At 44.8% G+C, this 24502-nt stretch carries 15 protein-coding genes and 2 pseudogenes; 5 read left to right on the top strand and 12 right to left on the bottom strand.

All coding sequences use genetic code 11. The annotated features are described in order from the left end of the window. The first annotated feature begins 205 nt into the window (after positions 1–205). On the top strand, positions 206–2515 hold the full coding sequence (locus BF9343_RS17705) for a beta-galactosidase (RefSeq protein ID WP_010993512.1): 2310 nt from the start codon (positions 206–208) through the stop codon (positions 2513–2515). Between the two features lie 419 nt (positions 2516–2934). Beyond that, positions 2935–4131: a 6-bladed beta-propeller gene (locus BF9343_RS17700; protein ID WP_005798361.1), complete on the top strand. Its 1197-nt coding sequence runs from the start codon at positions 2935–2937 to the stop codon at positions 4129–4131. A gap of 120 nt (positions 4132–4251) precedes the next feature. Here BF9343_RS17700 and hydF read toward each other — a convergent pair whose 3' ends face one another. The 8 genes from hydF to BF9343_RS17660 all read right to left on the bottom strand — a co-directional run bounded on the left by hydF (position 4252) and on the right by BF9343_RS17660 (position 16525). Then, positions 4252–5427, bottom strand: a complete 1176-nt coding sequence (gene hydF / locus BF9343_RS17695) for a [FeFe] hydrogenase H-cluster maturation GTPase HydF (protein WP_010993510.1) — start codon at positions 5425–5427, stop codon at positions 4252–4254. Continuing rightward, positions 5424–6842, bottom strand: a complete 1419-nt coding sequence (gene hydG, locus BF9343_RS17690) for a [FeFe] hydrogenase H-cluster radical SAM maturase HydG (RefSeq protein ID WP_005798359.1) — start codon at positions 6840–6842, stop codon at positions 5424–5426. Before hydG ends, hydF begins: the two co-directional genes overlap by 4 nt. A gap of 12 nt (positions 6843–6854) precedes the next feature. Further along, entirely contained in the window at positions 6855–7892 is a 1038-nt protein-coding gene (hydE, locus tag BF9343_RS17685) for a [FeFe] hydrogenase H-cluster radical SAM maturase HydE (RefSeq protein ID WP_005817572.1), read from the bottom strand. Continuing rightward, complete coding sequence (locus BF9343_RS17680) at positions 7873–9342, bottom strand: 4Fe-4S dicluster domain-containing protein (RefSeq protein ID WP_010993508.1); 1470 nt, start codon at positions 9340–9342, stop codon at positions 7873–7875. The genes hydE and BF9343_RS17680 overlap by 20 nt, the downstream gene beginning before the upstream one ends. 88 nt (positions 9343–9430) lie before the next feature. Beyond that, positions 9431–10210 carry a LytR/AlgR family response regulator transcription factor gene (locus BF9343_RS17675; protein ID WP_005798355.1) on the bottom strand — a complete coding sequence of 260 codons (780 nt, stop codon included), beginning with the start codon at positions 10208–10210 and terminating at the stop codon, positions 9431–9433. Next, the gene (locus BF9343_RS17670) at positions 10207–11268 is read right to left on the bottom strand and encodes a sensor histidine kinase (protein ID WP_041926258.1); all 1062 of its coding nucleotides are present in this window, start codon (positions 11266–11268) and stop codon (positions 10207–10209) included. Before BF9343_RS17670 ends, BF9343_RS17675 begins: the two co-directional genes overlap by 4 nt. Before the next feature lie 28 nt (positions 11269–11296). After that, a complete protein-coding gene (locus tag BF9343_RS17665; protein ID WP_005791002.1) occupies positions 11297–12184 on the bottom strand; it encodes an efflux RND transporter periplasmic adaptor subunit in 888 nt (295 codons plus the stop codon). A gap of 21 nt (positions 12185–12205) precedes the next feature. Continuing rightward, positions 12206–16525 carry a CusA/CzcA family heavy metal efflux RND transporter gene (locus BF9343_RS17660; protein WP_010993506.1) on the bottom strand — a complete coding sequence of 1440 codons (4320 nt, stop codon included), beginning with the start codon at positions 16523–16525 and terminating at the stop codon, positions 12206–12208. Positions 16526–16704: 179 nt separating this feature from the next. On the opposite strand from BF9343_RS17660, the gene BF9343_RS17655 reads away from it, so the two are divergent. Next, positions 16705–19050 (top strand): GH92 family glycosyl hydrolase, encoded by a 2346-nt coding sequence (locus tag BF9343_RS17655; protein WP_010993505.1) that lies wholly within the window; start codon positions 16705–16707, stop codon positions 19048–19050. 62 nt (positions 19051–19112) lie between these two features. Next, on the top strand, positions 19113–19655 hold the full coding sequence (locus BF9343_RS17650; RefSeq protein ID WP_005802164.1) for a glutathione peroxidase: 543 nt from the start codon (positions 19113–19115) through the stop codon (positions 19653–19655). Between the two features lie 116 nt (positions 19656–19771). Here the strand turns inward: BF9343_RS17650 and BF9343_RS17645 are convergent, their stop codons facing one another. Together BF9343_RS17645 and BF9343_RS17640 are read right to left on the bottom strand one after the other, a co-directional pair. Continuing rightward, positions 19772–20302, bottom strand: coding sequence for an NUDIX hydrolase (locus BF9343_RS17645; RefSeq protein WP_005790994.1), 531 nt, complete (start codon positions 20300–20302; stop codon positions 19772–19774). 3 nt (positions 20303–20305) lie between these two features. After that, positions 20306–21526: an S-adenosylmethionine:tRNA ribosyltransferase-isomerase gene (locus BF9343_RS17640; RefSeq protein ID WP_005790992.1), complete on the bottom strand. Its 1221-nt coding sequence runs from the start codon at positions 21524–21526 to the stop codon at positions 20306–20308. An 80-nt stretch (positions 21527–21606) separates the two neighbouring features. Between BF9343_RS17640 and BF9343_RS17635 the strand changes: the two genes are divergently transcribed. Then, entirely contained in the window at positions 21607–22656 is a 1050-nt protein-coding gene (locus tag BF9343_RS17635; protein ID WP_010993503.1) for a DUF2027 domain-containing protein, read from the top strand. A 761-nt stretch (positions 22657–23417) separates the two neighbouring features. Here the strand turns inward: BF9343_RS17635 and BF9343_RS17625 are convergent. Both BF9343_RS17625 and BF9343_RS23155 read right to left on the bottom strand, forming a co-directional pair. Continuing rightward, a pseudogene (locus BF9343_RS17625) lies at positions 23418–24259 on the bottom strand (DUF4373 domain-containing protein). 24 nt (positions 24260–24283) lie between these two features. After that, positions 24284–24417 (bottom strand): annotated as a pseudogene (locus tag BF9343_RS23155) (SH3 beta-barrel fold-containing protein); the annotation flags it as partial. Positions 24418–24502 lie beyond the last annotated feature (85 nt).

Raw genomic sequence — 24502 nt, 5'->3', positions numbered from 1 at the left:
TGCAGCCTTTTTTTATCATAATATAATCCATCTTTTTTTTAACAAAGTCTATTTTTTCGAAATAATATTTCCCGTTTCTTTGTACCTTCTGTTTTCGGAAATATCATGGGAGAAACCCTTGTCGGATATCGGAAACACTGTCTTTCTTTGAAGAAAGGAGGCTTTAGTGAGACGACTCAAAAACTCAAAACAATTTAATAAGAACATGAAAAAACTGATTCTGCTTCTCATTTTGATTTTTTCATTGCCTGTTGCAGCACAAAATTTCACAATCGGGAAGAGCACTTTCCTTTTGAATGGCAAGCCTTTTACGGTTAAGGCTGCCGAGTTGCATTATACCCGTATTCCGGCTCCTTACTGGGAGCATCGTATCGAGATGTGTAAGGCATTGGGGATGAATACGATTTGTCTTTATGTATTTTGGAACATCCATGAACAGACTGAGGGACAGTTTGACTTTACCGGACAAAATGATATAGCCGCTTTTTGCCGCCTGGCTCAGAAGCATGGGATGTATGTGATTGTACGCCCGGGTCCTTATGTTTGTGCCGAATGGGAGATGGGCGGACTTCCTTGGTGGTTACTGAAGAAGAAAGATATTGTACTTCGTACACTCGATCCTTATTTTATGGAGCGCACTGCAATCTTTATGAAAGAAGTCGGAAAACAGCTTGCACCTTTGCAGATTACTCGCGGAGGAAACATTATCATGGTGCAGGTAGAAAATGAATATGGTGCTTATGCAGTTGACAAACCCTATGTTTCGGCTATTCGTGATATAGTGAAAAGTGCCGGGTTTACCGAAGTTCCTCTTTTTCAATGTGACTGGAGCAGTACCTTTGATCGGAATGGATTGGACGATTTGCTCTGGACTATCAATTTTGGTACGGGAGCCAACATTGAACAGCAGTTCAAGCGTCTCAAAGAGGCTCGTCCGGAGACTCCATTAATGTGTAGTGAGTTCTGGAGTGGATGGTTTGATCATTGGGGACGCAAGCATGAGACCCGTCCTGCCAAAAGCATGGTGCAGGGTATCAAAGATATGCTTGACCGTAATATTTCATTCAGTCTCTATATGGCCCATGGAGGTACTACTTTCGGGCATTGGGGTGGTGCCAACAATCCGTCTTACTCCGCTATGTGTAGTTCTTACGATTACGATGCGCCTATCAGTGAGCCGGGATGGACTACGGACAAATATTTCCAGCTTCGTGATCTGCTGAAAAATTATCTGCCTGCAGGAGAACAATTGCCTGAGATTCCCGAAGCTTTTCCGGTGATTGAGATACCTGAAGTGGAGTTTACTCAGATTGCTCCTCTCTTTTCCAATTTGCCCGAGGCTAAAGAGAGTATGGATATACAACCGATGGAGGCTTTTGATCAGGGGTGGGGAACGATTTTGTATCGGACTACTTTGCAGGAGCCTGTCGAAAATGGCACTACGATGAAGATCACAGAAGTACATGATTGGGCACAAGTTTTTGCCGATGGTAAATTGTTGGCTCGTCTGGACCGTCGTCGTGGTGAATTTGTCTTGCAACTGCCGGCTTTGAAGAAAGGAACGCGTATCGACATCCTGGTAGAAGCTATGGGACGCGTTAACTTTGATGAGTCGATTCACGATCGCAAAGGTATCACTGAAAAAGTAGAACTTGTCCGTGGAAAGCAATCTGCAGAGTTAAAGAATTGGACGGTTTATAGTTTTCCGGTGGATTATTCGTTTGTGCAAGATAAAAGATATAAAAATGGGACAGCTCAGACTATGCCTGCGTATTATAGGACTACCTTCCGTTTGGATAAAGTTGGCGATACGTTCCTTGACATGAGTACTTGGGGTAAAGGTATGGTATGGGTTAATGGCCTTGCTATCGGACGTTTCTGGGAGATTGGTCCGCAGCAGACACTCTTCATGCCCGGTTGTTGGCTCAAAGAGGGAGAAAATGAAATTATTGTTCTTGATTTGAAAGGCCCTGAGAAAGCATCTATCCGCGGACTGAAGAAGCCCATCTTGGATTGGTTACGCAATGAAGGGGCTTCTACCCATCGCAAAGAGGGTGAACAACTGGACTTGAGTCGGGAAACTCCCGTTGCCGAAGGTACGTTTGTTCCGGGCAACGGATGGCAGGAAGTTTGCTTTGATCGTCAGAGTATCGGTCGTTATTTCTGCCTTGAGGCCCTTTCGGCACAAAAAGGAAAGAAGATAGCAGCCATCGCCGAACTTGATGTACTGGGTGCCGACGGTAAGCCAATTTCACGTGAAAAGTGGAGAATACGCTATGCCGACAGCGAAGAGACACGTAGCGGTAACTGTACGGGAGATAAAGTGTTTGACCTTCAGGAATCCACTTACTGGATGACGGTGGCTAAAGATGCTTATCCTCATCAATTAGTCATCGATCTGGGTGGAGACTATACCGTAACCGGTTTCCGCTATTTGCCCCGTGCCGAAAAGGGATATCCCGGCATGATAAAAGATTACCGGGTGTACGTCAAAGGGGAAGATTTTCAATACTGACAGAGGTATTGTTCTATAGAGAAAGTGAATAGCCGGTTTTATTAGAACCGGAACTATATATTTTAGGTAATATATCCTACTGAAAGTTAGTTGGATAGTGATAGGCTGTGAATGTTATCATTTGACATTCACAGCCTAATTATATTACCCAATTTTCAAGTGACAGAAATGTTTTTTGGTTATTAAAGAGTTGTCACGGGTATTTGATGCCATCATCGAGAGGAAGATTCCGGAGAAATATAAGTAAAAGTAAAAGATTTTTTTAGTTATAATACTTTTGGAAAGTAATCTTTTTTTTATTACAAATATAGGAATTTCAGCTTTATATGTTTTGTGGATTCATGGAAAAATATCCGGAAAAAGAAATGATAAATAACAAATGTTCTGTATCTTTGACCAAAATATAACTTTAAAACATGATGAACACAAAGTCTTTTTTCATGGTTGCCATTGGCGTTTTTGTTTTGGCATCTTGTAATTTAAATCAAGTCGACCAAACAGGTCTGTTAACCGCTTCCGTTCGTGATGCACTTAATTCGCCGGCAACTTTGTCTATTGCTGATGAGATAGAGTCAGTTGAATATATCCCTTTGGAAATGACCAATGATGATGCCTCATTGATAGACGGTGTGGTAGACTTTGCCATCACAAGCAAATACATTTATGTATTGGTGGGCAAGGAAGCCCGTATCGTACTGTTCGATCGTCAAGGACACTTTTTACGTACATTCCTTCGCCAAGGCCAAGGTCCCGATGACTTTAATGGTATGATAGGTTTTATACAGGCTGATGAGGCTGATAATCGTTTCTATGTTATCGGCAATAAGGTTGGCATATATACATTGGAAGGCACGTTTGTGGAAGACCTGCCTGTAAATTCTCCCATTATTTATGCTCATCACCTTGGTAACAAGCGCATTGGTGCCATCGCTATGCCTCTTATGCCGTTTCAGAACGGTAGTTTTGGTATTGGGGTATTTCAAGAGGACGGTGAGGCGATAATTACCAAAAACGATTTCTATTCGCCGTTGGTACCCCGTGAAGATTCAGGCTTTACTTTTGGAGTAATGGGTTCACCTTCGGATGGGAAGCAGGCGTCAGTCTTGTTTAAAACAGCTAGCAATGATACCATTTACCGTTTGTCGGCAGACACCATACAGCCTGTTTTAGTGGCCGGTCTAAGCAATTCGGATGAAGAGGTTATTCGTGGGCTCAATATTCGCGATATTAAAAGATTCCCTGCTAACGGTGATATTTTTGTAAGTGATATTTTTGAGACGCCTCGCCGTTTTTATCTGCGCATGATGCTGAATGAGAAGTATTATGTGGCTTCGGTGGACAAACACAGTGGAGAAACTGTTGTGGAGCAGTGTGATATCCCTGAGACAAGTGCTTATAACTTGGCTGATATCAATATGCAGTTAGGTATGGTAGGTAGTAAGGGGCATAACCGGTTCCCGGTATGGGGACGTGTCTTAGGAAATAATTTGGTACAGGTTGTTACACCTTATGAGATAGAAACATTTAAAGAACAAACTCAAATTACTGTACCACAAGAATTGCAAAAAAGAAATGCCAATGAAAATCCGATTTTCATCATATATAAGATAAAATAATATTATTAACTGTTTTATTATATCAGACTCTTTGAATAAATTTCAAGTTTTTGGTTTCATTAGATGACAGGAGCATAAACGCCTTATGAAATACGATCGTGTCTCATAAGGCGTTTGTTGTCAGTGGAAAGGAATGCCATTGATATATGCGATAACTATTCCATAGTTAGTCATTGGGACACCTTGTGCTTTAGCTTTGACTATCCGATTCAGGACATGTTTGCGATTGAACATGCAGGCTCCGCAATGAATAATCAGGTCGTAGCAATTCAGGTCCTTAGGAAAATCATTTCCGGAAACAATGTCGATATGCAGTTTCTCTCCGATACGTTTGCGCAACATTCGTGGAAGTTTCACTCTGCCGATGTCTTCGGACAGTGGAGCATGAGTACAGGCTTCGGCTATCAGGACCCGGGAATTTTCTGTCAGTTGGTCGATGATATACGCTCCTTCGGTATAGTAGTCAATGTCTCCCTTGTAGCGGGCAAATAATACCGAGAAGGAGGTTAGCCGGCTCTGTGGCGGTTTCTTTTCGTAGACGGTTCTGAAAACCTGCGAATCGGTAATGATCAATGAGGGGGGAACTGACAAGGCTTTGAGGGCATTGTCCAACTGGTCGGTTGTGCAGCTCAAGGTGATGCATTTTTTGTCAAGAAGTTCGCGTAGTGTTTGTACTTGTGGCAGGATAAGTCGCCCTTTAGGAGCCTGTATATCCTGTGGCATCACGAGTAGTACCACATCGCCTTCGTTGGCCAAATCTCCCACAATATCCGGTTGCTCGTTAAGTTCCGGTAACCGATGAAGAATAGACTGACGGATTGAGTCTATGCCCGTTTTTTCTTTGGCACTGACAATTAAAGGGTGTTGTCCTGTCTGTTGTTCCAATTTATCGGCGACTTCATCCGGTTTCTCTAACAGATCGGCTTTATTCAGTACCAACAGGTAGGGGATATTCCTCTCTTTCAGTAACTCTATCCATCGTTGCTCTTCGGAAAGTTCCGTATCGCAACAAACCATCAGTGCGATGTCGGCTTTGTCCGCAGCTTGTAAGGTTCGTTCGATACGTAGGGAGCCCAGTTCACCTTCATCGTCGAATCCGGCTGTATCGATGAATACACACGGACCGATACCATGTATTTCCATCGGTTGATATACAGGGTCGGTAGTGGTACCGGCGATGTCCGATACCAAAGCAGCGTTTTGATTGGTCAATGCATTGATCAATGACGACTTGCCACTGTTTCGTTTACCAAACAAGGCAATGTGCAGGCGATTGGAGCGGGGCGACGTTTTCAAAACCTGAAGTCCCTTTCTCCTGCCGCAATTTGCTTCAGGTTTTCTAAAGCCCGTTCTCGGATTTTAGGGTTGGGGATATGTTGCATTTCTTGCTTTATCATGGCTACTCCGCGAGCTTTCGTCTCTTCCGAGGCATAATCTTCCAGATATTCCTGTAAGGTTATCAGTGCATTAGGGGAACAGCAGTTGGCTATTTGTCCCGATTTGACAAGTGACATAAACCGGTCACCCGTGCGTCCGGCACGATAACAGGCTGTACAGAAGCTGGGAATATAGCCCAGTTTCAGTAACCAGTTGACCACTTCGTCCAGTGTCCGGGTGTCGCTGACATCGAATTGGGCGGAGTTCTCTTCCGGAGTTTCTGCTTCGGCATAACCGCCTACACTGGTCCGTGATCCTCCGCTGATCTGCGAAATACCTAAGTCAAGCACTTTTTCACGGGTCTTTTGCGATTCTCGTGTGGAAATAATCATGCCTGTGTAGGGTACGCTGATGCGAATAACGGCTACTATCTTTTGGAAGATCTCGTCAGAGATGGCATTTTCAAAGTCTTCGGCATTTATGTCATCGGCCGAGCAGATGCGGGGAACGCTTATGGTATGCGGTCCCACGCCATAAACGGCTTCCAAGTGTTCGGCATGCATCAGCAATCCTACAAAATCATAGCGGTATGTATTCAGGCCGAACAGGACTCCCATGCCTACATCATCGATTCCTCCTTGCATGGCACGGTCCATGGCCTCGGTATGATAGGCATAGTTGCTTTTGGGCCCGGTGGGATGCAGCTGTTCGTAATTCTCTTTATGATATGTCTCTTGAAAGAGGATATATGTACCGATACCTGCATCTTTCAGCTTGCGATAATTCTCTACCGTAGTGGCGGCAATGTTCACGTTTACCCGGCGGATAGCTCCGTTTTTATGATGGATACTGTAGATGGTACGGATTGATTCGAGTATATAATCGATTGAGTTACGCACAGGGTCTTCACCGGCTTCGAGTGCCAGGCGTTTGTGTCCCATATCTTGCAGGGCAATAACTTCCCGGCATATCTCTTCCTGAGTTAACTTTTTGCGGATGATGGTTTTATTTTTGAGATGATACGGGCAGTACACACAACCATTGACACAATAGTTGGATAAGTAAAGCGGAGCAAACATGACGATGCGGTTGCCATAGAATTTTTGCTTGATCTCTTTGGCAAGATGAAAAATCTCTTTAGTAAGATCTTCTTCAGCACATTCCAGCAATATGGCGGCTTCCCGGTGGGTGAGCCCCTTACAAAGGCGGGCTTTCTCTATTAAATTTCGGATAAGTTCCCGGTCATTCCGATGGGTGCGGGCATACTCCAGTGTTTCAATAATTTCCTGATGGTTAATAAAGTCGACAGCATCAGGTGAATCTACTTTATACATGTCTTTTGTTGATTAGTTGTTATAATCTCCCCGGCTGTAGTCGATGTGATATCCGACCGCTGTCAGTTGCTTTTCCAATAAGGCCAGTCCTTCGGCCGCTTCGGCACCGAAAGCTACTTTCTGGTCGTACAGGTTATATTTGTTTCTTACAATGATAGGCGACAGATTGGGCATGACCACATTGGCGCCGGCAAGAATACCCCGTATTCTGCCGTCCGGTGCCAGGCTTGCCAACGCAGTTGTCGAAGGGATCAGTGCCTTGGGATGCATCAGCCTGAAGATAGAGAGCAGTAACAAGGTCAGCTCTACACTGCCTGCTTTTTCGTCACAGAATGGGGTTCGCTGATGAGGGATAAAAGGTCCGATACCAATCATTTCCGGTTGGAAGTTTTCAATAAAACGTATATCCTCTATCAGAAATTCCACTCTTTGATGAGGGGTTCCCACCATGATGCCTGTCCCGGTCTGGAAACCGATTCGTTTGAGTTCCTGAAGGCATTTGATACGTCTTTCGTTGGACATTTCATAGGGGTGCAGACAGTAGTAATGCCCTCTGTTGAATGTTTCGTGGCGTAACAGATACCGATCGGCGCCTTTCATAAAATAGCGTTCGTAAGCTTTCGCCGGTTTTTCACCGATAGACAGCGTGATGGCACATTCGGGATATCGCCGGCGGATTTCCGCAATGATCTCCTCCATATCATTGTCCGACCGTTTCGGATCTTCGCCTCCCTGGAGAACGAATGAGCGGAATCCGAGTTTGTAGCCATGTTCGCAACAATCCCAAATCATCTCCTTACTGAGTCGGTAGCGATCGGCTCGCCAATTGTCTTTCCGGATACCGCAATAGTTGCAGTTATTCCGGCAATAATTACTTATTTCGATCAGTCCGCGTATGTAGACTCCCTGTCCGAAGTGTACGGTCGCTACTTCCCGTGCCTGCTGATTGATGTATGCCAAGGCTTCATCATCATAGTGCGACAACAGGTGTGCGAACTCTTCGGAGGTGAGGGTGCGCTCCTCCCTTAATTTATCTATGAGTTTCTTCATATGATTCACGGCGTTTTATCAGTTCCTGGTTCAACTGCCGGCGTCCACCGATAGCGTCATTATGGGCACTGGGGCCGCTGATACATCCGCCTTCGCAGGCCATGACTTCAATGAACTGTCCTTGTGCTTTGCCTGTTTTGGCAGCAGCACGCAGCAAGCCTATGTTTTTCTTGTTCAGGTCCGAGACCTGGATAGCGGAGAATTTCTTAGCCTCTTCGCCTAAGTAGGCCTTAATAGCTCCCATTACACCACCTGCCTGAGCAAAACCGTGTGCCTCGCGTACCGAAGTATAGAGTACTGAGAATGGCTGTGTCTGTTCAAGTTGGATGTCCAGTCCCTCAAAGATCGAAGCCATTTCCTCAAAAGTAAGTATATAGTCTACGCATTCATCGCGGCGGGCTTCTTTACGTTTGGCCACACACGGGCCGATAAACACGATCTTTGCATCCGGGTGGCGTTCCTTGGCGATGCGGGCGGCATAATACATCGGGGATCCCGTAGAAGAAACATAAGGCTTCATTCCCGGTATGTGCTTGTTCACTAATTCGATGTAAGACGGGCAGCAAGAGGTTGTCATAAACGGCTGTCCTTCCTCTAGCTTTTCTTTCAGTTCGGCAGCTTCGTGACTTACGGTGTCCATAGCTCCCTGCGCCACTTCGACTACATCGGCAAATCCCATCTGGCGAAGTGCTCCGTATACTGCTTCGATGGATGTGTTGAATTGTCCGAGTATAGAGGGAGCAGGTATCGCTATCATCTTTTCACCGCTACGGATGCCTTCAAGGACATCAAAAGCCTGGGAAATCTCGAAAATGGCTCCGAAAGGACAAGCATTGAGGCACTTGCCACAGTAGATACATTTGCTCTCATCAATATGTTCGATACCGTTCTCGTCTTTGCTGATAGCTTTCACGGGACAGGCTTCTTCGCAAGGAACCGGAATGAATACGATGGCGTGGTACGGACAGCTTTGATGGCACTTCCCGCAACTGATACAAGCGTCGTGGTCAATCTTTGCCTGTCCGTTTTTTCGGAAACGGATGGCATCCTTGGGGCAGTTCATATAGCAACTGCGGGCTACACAACCACGGCAGAGGTTGGTCACCTCATAGTTAACCTGTACGCAAGATGAACAAGCTTCATCGATGACGCAGAGTATATTTTCTTTCTGTTTGTTTTTACGTTCCAACGCCTGGCGTGCGTATTCCGAAAGTGAAGTGAGCTCGTCCGTTTCGTCTGTCATATCGAAACCCAACAACGGGAAAAGTTTATATTTGTATACAGCACGCTCTTTGTGGATACAGCAGCGTCCGAGCGGGCGTGAACGGCGAGGGCTCAGTTCAATGGGAAGTCTGTCAATTTCATTCGTTAATTTGTTCTCTTTCCAGAGATTTACCAATTTAGCCAGCAACTTGTGGCGCACAATCATTACGTTGTTGGTGAAAGCCATATTTGAGTATTTAGAATTAGGGTTACAAAGATACGGCTTGTAGGAGTATTCTGCAAGCGTGCATTAATATTTGTTTTTTATTCCTTAATTATTTAACGCTGAACCACTCTTTAAATTCAGCTACACGTGCTTTACTGACTAAAATCTTCTCTCCTGATACCGAATGACGAAGATTGATGGAAAGACGACTGTTGAACCAGAGGTCTATATCCTTGATGGCTTCCCGTGAAAGGAGATATTGGCGGTTGGCCCGGAAAAAGAGTGTCGGGTCCAGACATTCGGTCAATTCGTCGAGGGTTTGTGGGAATGAATATTCCGTCCCGTCTGTCAGAACAGCTTTCACCTGGCAATCTCTGATGTAGAACAACAGGATCATATCAACCGAAACGGGGAGCAGTTTATCGCCTTTTATCGGAATCAGGAAATGGGTTTTATAGCTTTCCTGCTTTTTTAACATACGCATCAGGTTCACAAGTTCGTTTGTTTCCGGACCGGTAGGTTTGGAATTGCCGGAACTGAACAGGGTCAGTTTTTCTAATGCCTGTTCTATATCCTGTCTTCCGATAGGTTTCAGTAAATAATCGATGCTGTTGACTTTGAAAGCCCGTAAGGCATATTCGTCATAGGCAGTAGTGAAAATGATGGGGCAGGTGATGTGGACGTGTTCAAAGATCTCAAATGCCGACCCATCTGCCAGGTGGATATCCATAAATACCAGATCGGGCATTGAATGATCGGTGAACCACTCGATGGTATCGGCGATACTGTCGAGTTCCGTTACGATTTCTATTTGCGGGCAGACTTCACCGAGTAGTGAAGTCAGGTTTCGTACCGCTGCTTTTTCGTCTTCAATGATGATTGCTTTCATAGGTCTTTCCGGATGAGGGGTATACGAACGGTGAAGTTTCTGTCTTCTGTGATTTGTATTTCTTGTCGGAACAAGAGGCGATAGCGTTTGTCGAGATTGACCAGCCCAATGCCGGTACCGGTTGTAGCTGTCAGTTTAGACTGTAGGGGATTGCTTACCAGGAGTCCTTCTTCCGAATCGGTCGCGATTGTGATGGTAAGAGGACGGCGGTTGCTGATTTCATTATGCTTTACGGCATTTTCAATCAGCATCTGTATGGACATGGGAGGAAGCAAATACTCTTCGGAATTATGAGTTATATTGATCTCGAATCGCAGATTATCTTCAAAACGCATTTTAAGGAGAAAGATGTAGGCTGACACAAAGTCCATTTCTTCACGTAGAGTGACGCATTGCGACTCGTTGCCTTGCAATGTGTATCGTAGTACGTGTGACAGCTCCTGGATGTAATCTTGTGCCCGGTCTTGATTTTCACGAACGAGCGAACGCAGCGTATTGAGCGAATTGAAAAGCATGTGTGGGTTCAGTTGGTTTTTCAGCACTTCGAACTGGTTGCGTATGTTTTCTGCCTTTAATTGTTCGTTTTCAACAATTACTTGTTGTTGGCGACGAATCAGGTAGATGATATAGCAACTGCTGGTCACCAGGCTAGACATAATGAAATCGCGTAATGGATGCAGGTAGTGGTGCACCATGGCATCTATAGCGGGAATATCAAATGTCTTGTGCAAATATACAAAGCATTGTCCCAGGAAATTGCTTAATATCCAGGTTAGTACAAAAGAGAGAATAATCTTTTGCCATGTGATTTTCATTGAGGTCTGATTGAAATGAAACAGTCGGGTGTTGACTGCAAACAGAATCAGCAATGACAAAAAGGTAAAGAGGATCTCGTTGGCTACATCAGCGAATTTCATCCCGGGAAAAAGGGTATGACTCTCAAATCCGTCAAAAAGAGAGACTGATTCGGGAAAATGGATAAGCACCGCCACTGCCAGTGAGATGATGAGGGTGGATAGGAGGTATTTATCGTTGTATATAGCTCGGATTCGTTTCATGGGGACAAAGATAAGACAATACACCGGATTATTTCTGTATTCTCGCCGTTACATACATGCCGGGACGAAACTGTTGGTTGACATCATCGATACGGGCATATACTTCGAGCGAACGGCTTACCTCATCCACCTTCTGACCGATGGAGACCAAGGTAGCTTTGAACACTGTTTTGCCCATACCGTTGACCCGAAACTGGACGGGACTACCTACTTTCATATCTGCTAGGTCTTTTTCATAAGTTGTCAGGCAAAGCAGGGGGGCTGATTTGTCGATGACCTCACAAAGTGCTTCACCCGGTTGGATGTATTTACCGATATTCATCGCTACATCGCTGATATAACCACTGATGGGAGCCTTTACCTGTAGCAAGGGCTGAATGCCGCTTTTCAGCAACTCTTCCGGGACGATGCCCAATAGGGTAAGCTGTGCTGCCGTAGCTTCCAGCTTGCTTTTCATTGACAGATAGTCTGCTTTGCTCTGTTGAAACTTCTTTTGCGAAGCGGCTTGTTCGGTCGAGAGAGTTTTTTGCCGTTCATATTCGGCCTGCAGATATTCTGCTTGGGCATGGCTGTCGAGATAGGTTTGTTGCAGTGCGATGAAGTCGGGATTCTCGAGTGTTGCCAGCAGGGCACCTTGCCGTACTTGTTGCCCTGGTAAGAGTGAGGTGTGTTTCACTACTCCTCCCATAGTGAGGGCCACCGTAGCTTGACGTTGGGGAGGCAATACAATGGTGCCGTTGAAAGATACTTGATTGGGCTTTGAAGTAGCCGATGTTATTCCGTCTACTTGGGTCGTAACAGTATCGGTCGGGATGTCGGCAATAGCAGGAGCCGGAACTATGGTTTCGGATGTCTGTTCAGGGTTTTTGCATGCCGCAAGAACCAATAAGAGGACCGGATAAAATATTTTTTTCATTTTTTTTTATGTTTCAATAGGTTATTGATAAAGTTCGTATTCTAAAGAAGCTATGTTGTATTGATATATAGTTTCGATATAGCCTTTGCGTATTTCACGGGCAGCACTGACCGACTGGATAAATTCCGCAATACCGGTTTCGCTGTGTTGTAATTGTAAGTTGGCTGTTTTGACCAGTTCGTCTGCCTCTTTGAGTGCCGACGAAGTATAGAACCGGAGACTTTCTTCGTAACGTTGCAAGGCAGCACTCAACTCTGTTATTTTATTGTTCAATTCTCGGATGTTGGCTTCGGCCTGTATTTGTGCCGCCGAAACTGCTAATTTCGCTTGTTTGATCCGACTTTTTTGTGGCAGGAAGTAGATCGGGAAGGATACACCCACCATCCAGGCATTTAGATTTTTCAGTGGCAAAATATCCTGGCGGCTGTATCCGATACTTAATTCCGGAAAGAAACGGCTGCGTTCTACATTCAAGATTGCCCGTGCTTCGGAAGCTTGGCTATTGAAGAATCCGAGATGGGCTTCGGAGGTACTTCTCTGCTCACAATCGGTGGGGAAGAGTGTCATTATCGTATCTTTCGGTGTAATCGGGTCATCTGCATAACAACTCCATTGAAATCGGGCCAAAGCTACTTTTTTCTCTTCTAGTGCCTGGAAGAGTCGATTGTGTAAATCGGCTGCCAGTGTAGTCATCATGTTTTTCTCCAATAAGGTGATTTCTCCCTGTTCGTATCTCAACTCACCGATACGCCTTAATTCGGCAGCCATCCGGTCTTGGTCGTGATAGAGTGAAGACATCCCGGAGGCATACTGATAATAGGCCCATGCGCGCTTTACTTCTGCCGTAATCTCCTTTTCGACCATTTGGCGGTAGTAAGTGCTTGTTTGTACCTGTCGGTTGATAAGTACATTTTTGTAAAACGGCGTCAACAATGAACCCAGACTCTGTTCGAAAGCCATTTCCTTGTCTTTCTTATTTTCACCATTCAACTGTCCCCACGAATAGTTGAATGTGGTGGGAGTCGCTTCTACAATTTCTCCCCGTCCGGCTTGTGCCTGCCGGATGGCTGTTGTGGCTATCTTCAGTCTTGGGTGGTTTTGCTTGGCTATCTCTATCGCTTGTTCCAGGCTGACGGTTTGTGGGGCCTGTGCCGTGGCGGTGGCACTCAGCAGAAGTGCCGGTAGCAGGATGAACAGATGCAACCGTCTCTTAGGCTGTTTCCAACCGGCACTTGCCGCATTGACTATTTTATAAAAGACCGGAAGGATAATCAACGTTAATATAGTGGATAGAATCAATCCTCCGATTACAACTGTTGCCAGAGGGCGTTGTACTTCTGCTCCGGCAGATGTGGCGATGGCCATTGGTACGAAGCCCAGTGAGGCTACCAGTCCGGTGAGAAATACCGGACGTAGCAGGTGGGGTGTCCCTCTTTTTATAATCTGATTGGTGGTCATGGCATATTTATTTTGTTTTCTTAAATCGTTGAAGTGATTGATCATCAGGATTCCATTTAGTACCGCTACGCCAAACAAAGCGATGAATCCTACTCCTGCTGAGATACTGAACGGAAGTCCGCGTAACCAGAGTGCCAGAATGCCGCCTATCAGTGATAATGGTACTGTAGAGAATACCATCAGTGTATAGGTCACATTCTTGAAGGCGAAGAACAGAATCAGCAGAATCAGCATCAAGGCTACCGGTATTACAATGGTTAGTGTACGGATGGCATTCTGTAAATTTTCAAATTGTCCTCCGTATTCAAAGTAATATCCGGGTTGTAACTTGATATTCTTATCCAGTATCTGTTGTATTTCTGATACTACCTGCTGAATATCGGCATCACGTACGTTGACTCCGATTACGATGCGGCGTTTGGTGGCGTCGCGGTTAATCTGGAGCGGTCCGTTCACCAAGTCGATGCTTGCCACTTCGCTGACAGGAATCTGTATGCCTTCCGAAGTGCGTATGAAGAGCTTGTCGAGGTTGAGGTCCGCCACTTTTTCCTGATCAAGGCGTACTACTAAATCGAATCTTCTTTCATTTTCGAATACGACGCCACTTACTTCACCTGCATAGGCTGTGCGGATCATTGTATTCAATTCTTCGATATTAATGCCGTATCGGGCTATTTTTCCGCGGTTGTATTTCACTACCAGTTGGGGCAGTCCCATAGTCTGTTCGACAATGACATCGGAAGCCCCGGAAACTTGTTCGACGAAGCGGGCGGCTTCTTTCGCCTTTGCGTAAAGTTCGTGAGTATCCTCACCATATAACTTGACAGCTATATCGGCTTTGGCTCCGGTCATCAGTTCATTGAAACGTAACTGAATGGGTTGTGAGAAGTTGAACTCTGCACGATTTTCCAGGGGCTGGAGGGCTTCTTTCATTTTTTCTACCATTTCCGCCCGGCTCGATGCAGAGGTCCACTCTTTAAAGGGTTTCATCACAATCATTACATCGGCATCTTCTACTGCCATTGGATCGGTGGGTACCTCGGCTGTACCTATCTTAGCGACGACATGTTTGATTTCCGGGAACCGGTCCATCAATAATTTTTCGGCCTGATTGGAAACTTCGATGCTCTCCGAAAGTGAGCTGCCGGCCGGTAATGTCATTTGCATGGCAAAGTCCCCTTCGTCCAAAGTAGGGATAAATTCAGCTCCCAGTCGTCCGAAAAGCAGAAAAGAACCAATTAAAGTAGCGAAGGCCACGGTAACTGTTTGCCATTTGAAGCGGAGGCAGAAATGCAGGCACCGTTGATATATGACATTGAGTTTTTCAAAGAAACGGTCCGCAAATGTAGGTTTTACCATAATGGTGTGTTTTAAAAAAAGAGAAGCCATCATGGGTACATAAGTCAGGGAGAGAAGCAGTGCGCCGATAATGCAGAATACCAATGTCTTTGCCATCGGAGTGAAATATTTTCCTTCGATTCCGCTCAGTGTCAGTATAGGGAAGAATACGATCAGGATGATGAATACGGCGAATGTAGCCGAACGTACTACACCCGAAGCACCTTTCTCCACTTCTTCGTCCATTTCGGTTCCCGATAAAGTGCGTCCTTTCAGTTTATTGCTGTATAGGTGGGCAAGTATGCCTTCTACTATCACGATGGAACCGTCTACTACGATACCGAAATCAATAGCGCCGAGGCTCATCAGGTTGGCTGTCACTCCGAAAATACGCATAAGGATGAATGCGAACAGCATAGCCAGCGGAATGACTGAAGCTACGATAAGTCCGGCACGTATGTTGCCCAAAAAGATGATAAGTACCACAAATACGATAATAGCTCCTTCAATCAGGTTGTGCACTACGGTAGAGATATTCCGGTTTACCAGTTCCGAGCGGTTCAGATACGGCTCTATGCTTACTCCTTCGGGTAATAGTTTCTGTATCTTTTCTACCCGTTTTTCCAGCTCTTGTGTGACTACATTGGCATTGGCCCCTTTCAACATCATGGCGATACCTCCCACACATTCGCCTTTTCCGTCTTTGGTCATTGCTCCAAAACGTTTGGGTGCTCCAAAACGGACAATGCCCACATCGCTGATGTGTACCGGGATGCCGTTGCGGTTGGCAACCACAATCTGCTCGATATCTTTAGTGCGGCTGATCATGCCCTCCGAACGGATGTAATAAGCGTTTTTGGCTTTTTCGATGTAGCTCCCTCCGGTGTTCTGGTTGTTTTTACTCAGCGCCTCGAATACTTCACCGATGGTGATGTTCAATGAAAAAAGGGCATCCGGGTCAACGGCTACTTCATATTGCTTCAGATAGCCGCCAAAACTGTTGATTTCTACAATACCCGGTATACCGGATAACTGACGTTTCACCATCCAGTCTTGAATGGTGCGTAGTTCCATGGCGTCATATTTATCTTCGTAGCCGGGTTCTACTTTCAGGATGTACTGATAGATTTCTCCCAATCCGGTAGTGATGGGCATCATTTCCGGCATGCCCAGTTCCGGTGGAATTTCTCCGGCTACCGATTGAATCTGTTCGTTAATTAACTGTCGGGCATCGAGGGTCGGTACGCTTTCTTTAAATACGACTGTTACCACCGACAATCCGAAGCGACTTACCGAACGAATATCTTCCACGTTCATGATATTGCTCATGGCAATTTCGATGGGCATCGTGATTAATTGTTCTACTTCCTGAGGGGCAAGTGTGGGAGAGACTGTTACGATCTGTACCTGATTGTTGGTGATGTCCGGTACGGCATCGATCGGCAGAGTCAACATTGCATATATGCCTCCGATAAGAAGGAAGAGTGTAGTAAGTCCTACAAATAATTTCTTTTTTATGGAAAAACGTACAATGGCTTTAAACATAGTCTTTAAGTGTTTGAATGTCGGTACAAAGGTAAGTTGCCGGGATATTTATTGTTAACAGAAAACTGTGAGTTGGAAAGATTGACTGGTGAAATGTCAAAATGTGGAGATGAAGTGAATTGGAATAGCTGAAAAAAAACTATCTTTGCATATCAACAACACATCACAAAGATAAGATTATGAAGAAAAAAGTACTTTCCTTGCTGGCATTCCTTCCGGCATTTACGACAGTGATGGCCCAGCAGACGGCAGAAGTGCCGGATGTATGTGCATTTGTCAACCCGATCATCGGAACCAATGGTATGGGGCATACATTTCCCGGTGCTTGTGCTCCGTTCGGACTTGTACAGTTAAGTCCGGATACAGATACGATTCCTCACAACATAGATGGAACTTATCAAAAAAATGCGTATGAATATTGTGCCGGATATCAGTATCATGATCCGACAATTGTGGGATTCAGCCATACCCATCTGAGTGGTACGGGACATTCGGATCTGGGTGATATTTTGATTATGCCCGCCACAGGTCAACTGAAGTTGAATCCCGGAAGAGCCGGTACTCCTGACGAGGGATACCGCTCCCGTTTCAGTCATGACACAGAGGTTGCTCGTCCGGGGTATTATGAAGTGGAACTTGCTGATTATGGCATAAAGGCACAACTGACAGCTACTCAACGGGTAGGAATACATAAATATACTTTTCCCGATAATGCGGACGGGCACATCATTCTTGACCTGATACACGGAATCTACAACTATGATGGAAAAACTCTATGGGCTAATTTACGTGTGGAAAATGACACATTACTGACGGGCTATCGTATAACGAACGGATGGGCACGTACCAATTACACATATTTTGCCATCTCTTTGTCTCAGCCCATCAAGGATTATGGGTATATGGATAAAGGGAAAGCTCTGTATAAAGGCTTTTGGCGGCGGTTTAATACCGACCGTAATTTCCCGGAAATGACCGGTCGGAAGCTGGTGGCTTACTTTAATTTCGATACCCGGCAGAATCCGGAGCTAGTGATAAAAGTCGCTCTTTCGGCTGTGAGCACAGAAGGTGCAGTAAAGAATTTACAGGCAGAGGCTGCCGGAAAAACTTTCAATCAATTGGTTGCCGAGGCAAATTCTGCATGGAATCGTGAGTTGGATGTACTCGAAGCCAAAGGAACTCTCGATCAGTTGGCCATGTTTTATACTTCATTGTATCATACCATGATTAACCCGTCTGTTTATATGGATGTAGACGGTCGGTATCGTGGACTCGATCATAATATCCATACTTCCGAAGGATTTACCAATTATACTATCTTCTCATTATGGGATACATATCGTGCGGAGCACCCTTTCTTGAACTTGCTAAAACCCCGGCAGAATACGGACATGGTGCAGTCTATGATCCGTCATCAGCAGCAAAGTGTACATGGCATGTTGCCGGTTTGGAGCCTGATGGGCAATGAAGGCTGGTGTATGAGCGGTTATCATGCAGTGTCTGCTTTGGCTGATGCGGTTGCCAAAGGAGCGGATATATCTGTCGGGGAGGCTTTGATGGCAATGGATCATACAGCTAATGTTCCTTATTACGAAGGAGTTGAAGCTTATAAAAGATTGGGTTATGTACCTTTCGATCAAAGTGGGACGGCTGCTTCCACTACATTGGAATATGCCTATGACGATTGGACTATTTACCGGACGGCTCTGTTGGCGGGAGACGACCAGTTGGCCGATCTTTATAAGAAAAGGGCGAATAATTACCGGAATGTTTTCGACACTTCGGTTGGTTTTGCCCGTCCCCGTTATAGCAACGGAGAGTTCAGGAAGGAATTTGATGCAATGCAGACTTACGGGGAAGGATTTATAGAGGGAAATTCATGGAATTTCTCTTTCCACGTGCCCCATGATGTGGCCGGATTGATTCGTTTGATGGGAGGTGAGAAGAAGTTTGTCAGTCGGTTGGATACACTGTTCTCAATGGCACTTCCCCGCAAATATTACGAAAAGAATGAAGATATTGCTGAAGTAAGTTTGGTGGGAGGGTATGTACATGGCAATGAGCCTAGTCATCACATTCCGTATCTGTATGCTTGGACTTCCCAACCCTGGAAGACGCAATACTGGCTGCGGACGGTCATGAACCGGATGTATAAAAATGATATTGACGGCCTGGGCGGCAATGACGATTGCGGCCAGATGTCTGTCTGGTATCTTTTTACGGCAATGGGATTTTATCCGGTTTGCCCGGGTACTGACCAATATGTATTGGGAGCACCTTATCTGCCGTATATCCGTATGAATCTGCCCAATGGCCGCACTTTCGAAATAAAAGCGCCAAAGGTGAGCGATCGTAACTGCTATGTCCGGCAGGTGAAGCTGAACGGAAAGGTTTACGATAAGATGTATATTACTCATGCCGACCTTTTGGCGGGAGGAACACTTGAGTTTGATATGGCTGCTTCTCCGAATAAAAAGAGGGGGCTTGCCAAAGAAGCTAAACCTTATTCCATGTCTGAAGAGTAGGCTGCTTTCAAACATTCTGTCGGGGCTGCTTGTTAATTATTTGATAAACCAAATAATAAGATATGAAAGCATTTTTTTCTTTCGTAGCAGCCTTGGTACTTTCACTGTCGATGGCTGCTCAGAATAAATCATTCTATGACTTCACAGTGAAGACCATAGATGGCAAAGAGTATCCACTGTCAGGTCTGAAAGGTAAGAAGGTGCTGGTAGTGAATGTCGCCTCCAAGTGTGGACTGACTCCGCAATATGCAGAGTTGCAGGAGTTGTATGATCAGTATAAAGATCAGAATTTTGTGATTATTGGCTTTCCTGCCAATAACTTCATGGGACAAGAGCCGGGGACAAACGAAGAGATCGCCAAATTTTGTTCGGTGAACTATGATGTTACCTTCCCGATAATGGCCAAGATATCGGTAAAGGGTAAAGATATGGCTCCGCTTTACCACTGGTTGACAGAGAAGAAGCTGAACGGAAAGCAAGATGCGCCGGTACAGTGGAATTTTCAGAAGTTTATGATTGATGAGAATGGAAATTGGGTTGGTTTTGTAGCTCCCAAAGAGAGTCCTTTTTCAGAGACGATAATCAGTTGGATAGAAAAAAAGTAATTTAAGGTGTTAAAACTCACCACAGAAGATACAGAGTAACACAGTGGCAATCTTAAATTGTTGATTATTAACAAAAAAACTCTGTGTTACTCTGTGTTCTGTGGTGAAAAGTGTCTCTACACAGCTTCTTTGGGGGAAGTAGAAGAGAAAATCTCTACTTTATCTATTTCACTTTCAAAGTTCGGTGTGAAGACACCCTTTCCTAAATTCGTTTTGATTTCTTCATAGCTCCAGAAACGTCCGCCATCTAATTCATCGCTGGGATGTATTTCTCCGTCGTACACCGTTTTATGCACAAAGACTAATTCCCGTTCACGGGCAGACTCAAAGACATAGCTTGTCAGGAGTTCCGGTGTGAAGTCTGTGATACCCAGCTCTTCGGCGACCTCTCTCTTTAAAGCTATTTCTACACTCTCTCCCAGATCGATGTGTCCGCCTACGGAAGTATCCCATTTGCCCGGCTGTATATCTTTCCATTCAGGGCGCTTCTGCAAGTAAAGTTCACCTTTTGAGTTGAATACGTGCAGATGGACAACCGGATGCAATAGCTTGCTTCCGCTATGACATTCGCCGCGTGTAGCAGCTCCTGTAATAGTTCCCTGTTCGTCTACGATGGGGAACATTTCCTGATTATTATCGCTTTGCATGTTTTAAGGTATTAATAAAGATGAATCTCCATAACTCAGAAAGCGGAAATCGTGTCCGAGTGCATAATCATAAATGGTATGCCAGTTGCCTTTCACAAATGCCGAAACCAATAATAGCAGAGTGCTCTGTGGCTGATGAAAATTGGTAACCATTGCCTTGACTATCTTATAGTCATATCCCGGAGCAATAATGATCTGTGTACTGGTATGCAGTGCCTCCATTCCATGTCGGTCGAGATAACCTAATATTTTCTGTAAGGCTACTACGGGGCGAACATCACATTCCGTTTCGTAAGGTTGCCACTGCTTTACGTGCAATTGCTCTTCTGTGGCTTCCGGATTGTTAGCCAGTGTTACGCCGATGTGGTAGAGGCTTTCAAGGGTACGCACAGAAGTTGTTCCTACGGCAATGGCACAAGCGTCGTGGTCTATCAGCTTTTTGATAATACTGCGTGATACGGATATATATTCCGTATGCATTTCGTGCCCCTCTATCTCTTCACTTTTTACCGGTTTAAAAGTACCGGCGCCAACATGGAGAGTCAGTTCCTCGAGGTCGATCCCTTTTTCGGTCAGGGCATCCAGTACACGAGGGGTGAAATGTAAACCTGCCGTAGGAGCGGCCACCGAGCCTTTTATTTTTGAATAGACTGTCTGATAGGTCTCCTTATCACTTTCTTCCGTATCCCGGTTGAGGTAGGGAGGGATAGGTAGCTCACCGAACACTTCGAGAATATCGGCAAATGTTACTTCCGGATTGTCCCACCGGAAATCGATCCAATGACTGGTGCCACGACATTCACCGCGGGTGGCGGTCAACGTGATCGGGAATCCTTTTACAGTCATTTCACGACATAGCGGACCGTCTTTCCACTTTTTCAGATTGCCTACCATGCAAAGCCAGGCGGCATGTTCCGTTTGCTGAAAGTTGAGTACGTAGTCATTGGGTTGAATGGGCTCCAGGCAAAATACCTCGATGAGTGCTCCTGTCTCTTTGCGGAAATGGAGCCGTGCCTGAATCACTTTGGTGTTGTTGAATATCATCAGGCTTCCGGCTGGCAAATATTCCGGTAGAGAGGTAAATACATCTTCACTGACCTCGCCATGACGATAAATGAGTAACTTAGACTGGTCGCGCACAGGCAACGGGAATTTAGCGATGCGTTCATCCGGCAATGGATAATTGTATTCGCTAATACGGATATGTTTCGGGTTTTCTTTCATCATTTCTTTCTTTGCGACGACAAAAGTAGTTATATTTGCCTTAATTTGTAGATTGTAAATGGTAAATTGTAAACAGAACAATGAAAATAGGTGATAAAGTGCGCTTCCTCAGTGAGGTGGGCGGAGGAATCGTAAAAGGATTCCGGGGAAAAGATATTGTATTGGTGGAAGATGCTGATGGATTTGATATCCCGATGCAGATACGCGAGTGTGTGGTGATCGATACGGATGATTATAATATGACCCGGAAGGCTGCTCCTGCGCCAAAGAAACCCGAAGAACCCGTCAAACCGGTAAAGCCTGAGATTCCGGTAGTTCGTTCGGCCGAAGTGCGGGGTGGTGATGTTTTAAATGTTTTTCTGGCTTATGTGCCCGAAGACGTGAAAGCTATCAGCAGTACTTCGTTTGAGGCTTATTTGGTAAATGACAGCAATTATTATTTGTATTATACGTATCAGAGTGCCGAAGGAAAGGCCTGGAAAACCCGTTCGCATGGACTGGTGGAACCCAATACGAAGCTTTTGCTGGAAGAGTTTACTAAGGATATGCTGAATGAAATGGAGCATGTGGCCGTTCAGTTCATTGCTTTTAAAGATGGACGGACAGCGCCTTTGAAACCTGCGGTTTGTGTGGAGTTGCGTATCGATACGGTGAAGTTCTATAAACTGCATACATTCCGTGAGTCGGACTTCTTTGAACAGCCGGCTTTGGTTTATGATATTGTGAAAGACGATGTTCCTACCCGTCAGGTATTTGTTTCGGCTGAGGAACTGCAGTCTGTATTGATCCAGAAGAAGGAAGTGGATAAGCCTAAGTCACAACCGATTGTGAAACGTGGCGGAAAGAATGAAATTCTTGAGATAGACTTGCACATCAACGAATTGCTGGATGACACACGTGGCATGGGGAATGCCGAGATACTGAATTATCAGTTGGATAAATTCCGTGAAGTGATGGAGAAGTACAAAGCCAAACGTGAACAAAAAATAGTTTTCATTCATGGCAAAGGTGACGGAGTGCTTCGTAAAGCATTGATTGATGAATTAAAGCGAAAATATAGTAATTGCCGCTATCAGGATGCTTCATTTCAGGAATATGGTTTCGGAGCAACCATGGTGACCATTAAATGATGCTTCTATGCCTGTTTTTGAAATAGATAATCTTTAAAATTATACATCGATGTATTATACGTTGATGTATAATTTGTGTCTTTGTTCTCATCTCTCCACGTCGTTGGGGAAAGTCTTCACTTGTCAAAGTAGCGATGGACGAATTGATGCATGAAGATGAACAGGTTCGGAAACCATTGAAATGCGTACCCGGCAATTGATAGATACCGATATGCCTATGTGCATGAATGATACTGAAAATCTGACCGCTGTGCAAACAGCCATGTTGCGTGTCGTAGCCAATGGTGAATACCGCTTCAATTCTATTCCTGTAGTGCGGAAATATGAATTGGGAAGCGCGTAAACCATCACCCGCAACAAACGCATGCTGACCGAGCGTGATTTTATTGAGAAGGAGGGGGAACTGTATGTGTTTTCTGATCCTGTATTCGAACGTTGGTTTAAGAGGGAGTATTGTTGAGCTAAATTGTATGGGAAAACCGGCTGTTTAACAATGTTAACGTCAATTTCCGTTCATTTTATTCTTGTGTGCAAATAACAAATCTTTTGCATTTAAAGAACTTGTTATTCACATCTAAAGAACAAGCTTTAACACTGTGTTAAAACAAGTTTTTACTGACAGATGTTTTGAACTTTGAATAGCTTGTATTTTAGCTTGTTAAGTTTGATTTTTATTTTTTAGCTTCACTGAAGGTCTCTCAGGTTAGAGCCGATATACTTGCTTTTTTGTCAACTATACACAGGGAACTTACCCTATCCGTTTATTTCCTTTTTGCCTTGTTCAGTGCCGCTATCAGATACCTTCCTTTTGACACTATGTCACTCCAACAAGTGTTGGTAATCAGCCGCCACACCGTCGTTCCCTTTCCTCCATAGTCCGACAGTCTGAGAATGGCATTTACTTCACTTACCTCGTTAATTCCCAATCTTTGGAGCGTATCCTTCAGTCCCGGATAATTGTGTGTCATCGTATTGAAGGCGTATCCCGGTATCGGTAGAGAAGCAGAATCCTCCATCCTTTCTTCCTCCTTCCCCTCAGGGGGAGCTGAGGGGGTAATTCTTTATTTTCCTTTGCTCTACTTTTCTTTACTTTACTTTGTCTGGAATTGCATGCATTTTTTGAGTTAACGGCTACATGACGTACTACATTTCCCAGGCTAACGGCTACATTTCCTGTGCCGACAGCTACTTTTCCTTCTTTAAGCGGCTTGGGTTGTTCTATTTCCTGTTGTGCGGATGTATTGTCCGGTTTGCCGTTTTCCTTTTCCGTTTTCACCATCAGGTAGGGGAGTTTCGACAGCTCTTTCTTTCTCCGCTTTGTTGCCTCCATCCATACCTTCTGTATGTTTTCCGAGGTCAGTATTCCGTTTTCCTGACAACTGCTTCTGTCCAGTATTCCTTTGATAAAGAGAATTACGATAATTCCCTGTACCTCCCCAGTTTGCACTTCCCTTTCTACTTTGTAGGCAAAGATCAGGCACTGCTCCTCATCCCAAAGTATGTAGCATCTCTCCTTGTATATTTTACAAAGCAGCTTCAGTACGATTGCCGGGCCCTTTATTCCGTATTTTGCCTCTATCACTTCCATTGCGTTCTCTTCCATAAAGTTCTCCACCTGGAATGTCGTTCATCGCTGTTCATCTACATTCCAATAGACTACAGGACCTTCTATTTTATGGGATCGTATTTCTTGTGGAATTCCGCTTCATAGTAAATCAGTGTCGCTTTCACCAGCCTGAAGTTTCCGTTCTGCTTCTGATAAGGTCAGAATTTTAAACCTCATAATAAAAAACATTTATTATGTAAGACAATCGCTTTTTATTAACTTGATTCTGTTGTAATAAAA

Origin of the sequence: Bacteroides fragilis NCTC 9343 (genome assembly GCF_000025985.1) — a bacterium.
GTDB lineage: Bacteria > Bacteroidota > Bacteroidia > Bacteroidales > Bacteroidaceae > Bacteroides > Bacteroides fragilis.
This window is presented reverse-complemented; position numbering and strand designations above follow the sequence as displayed.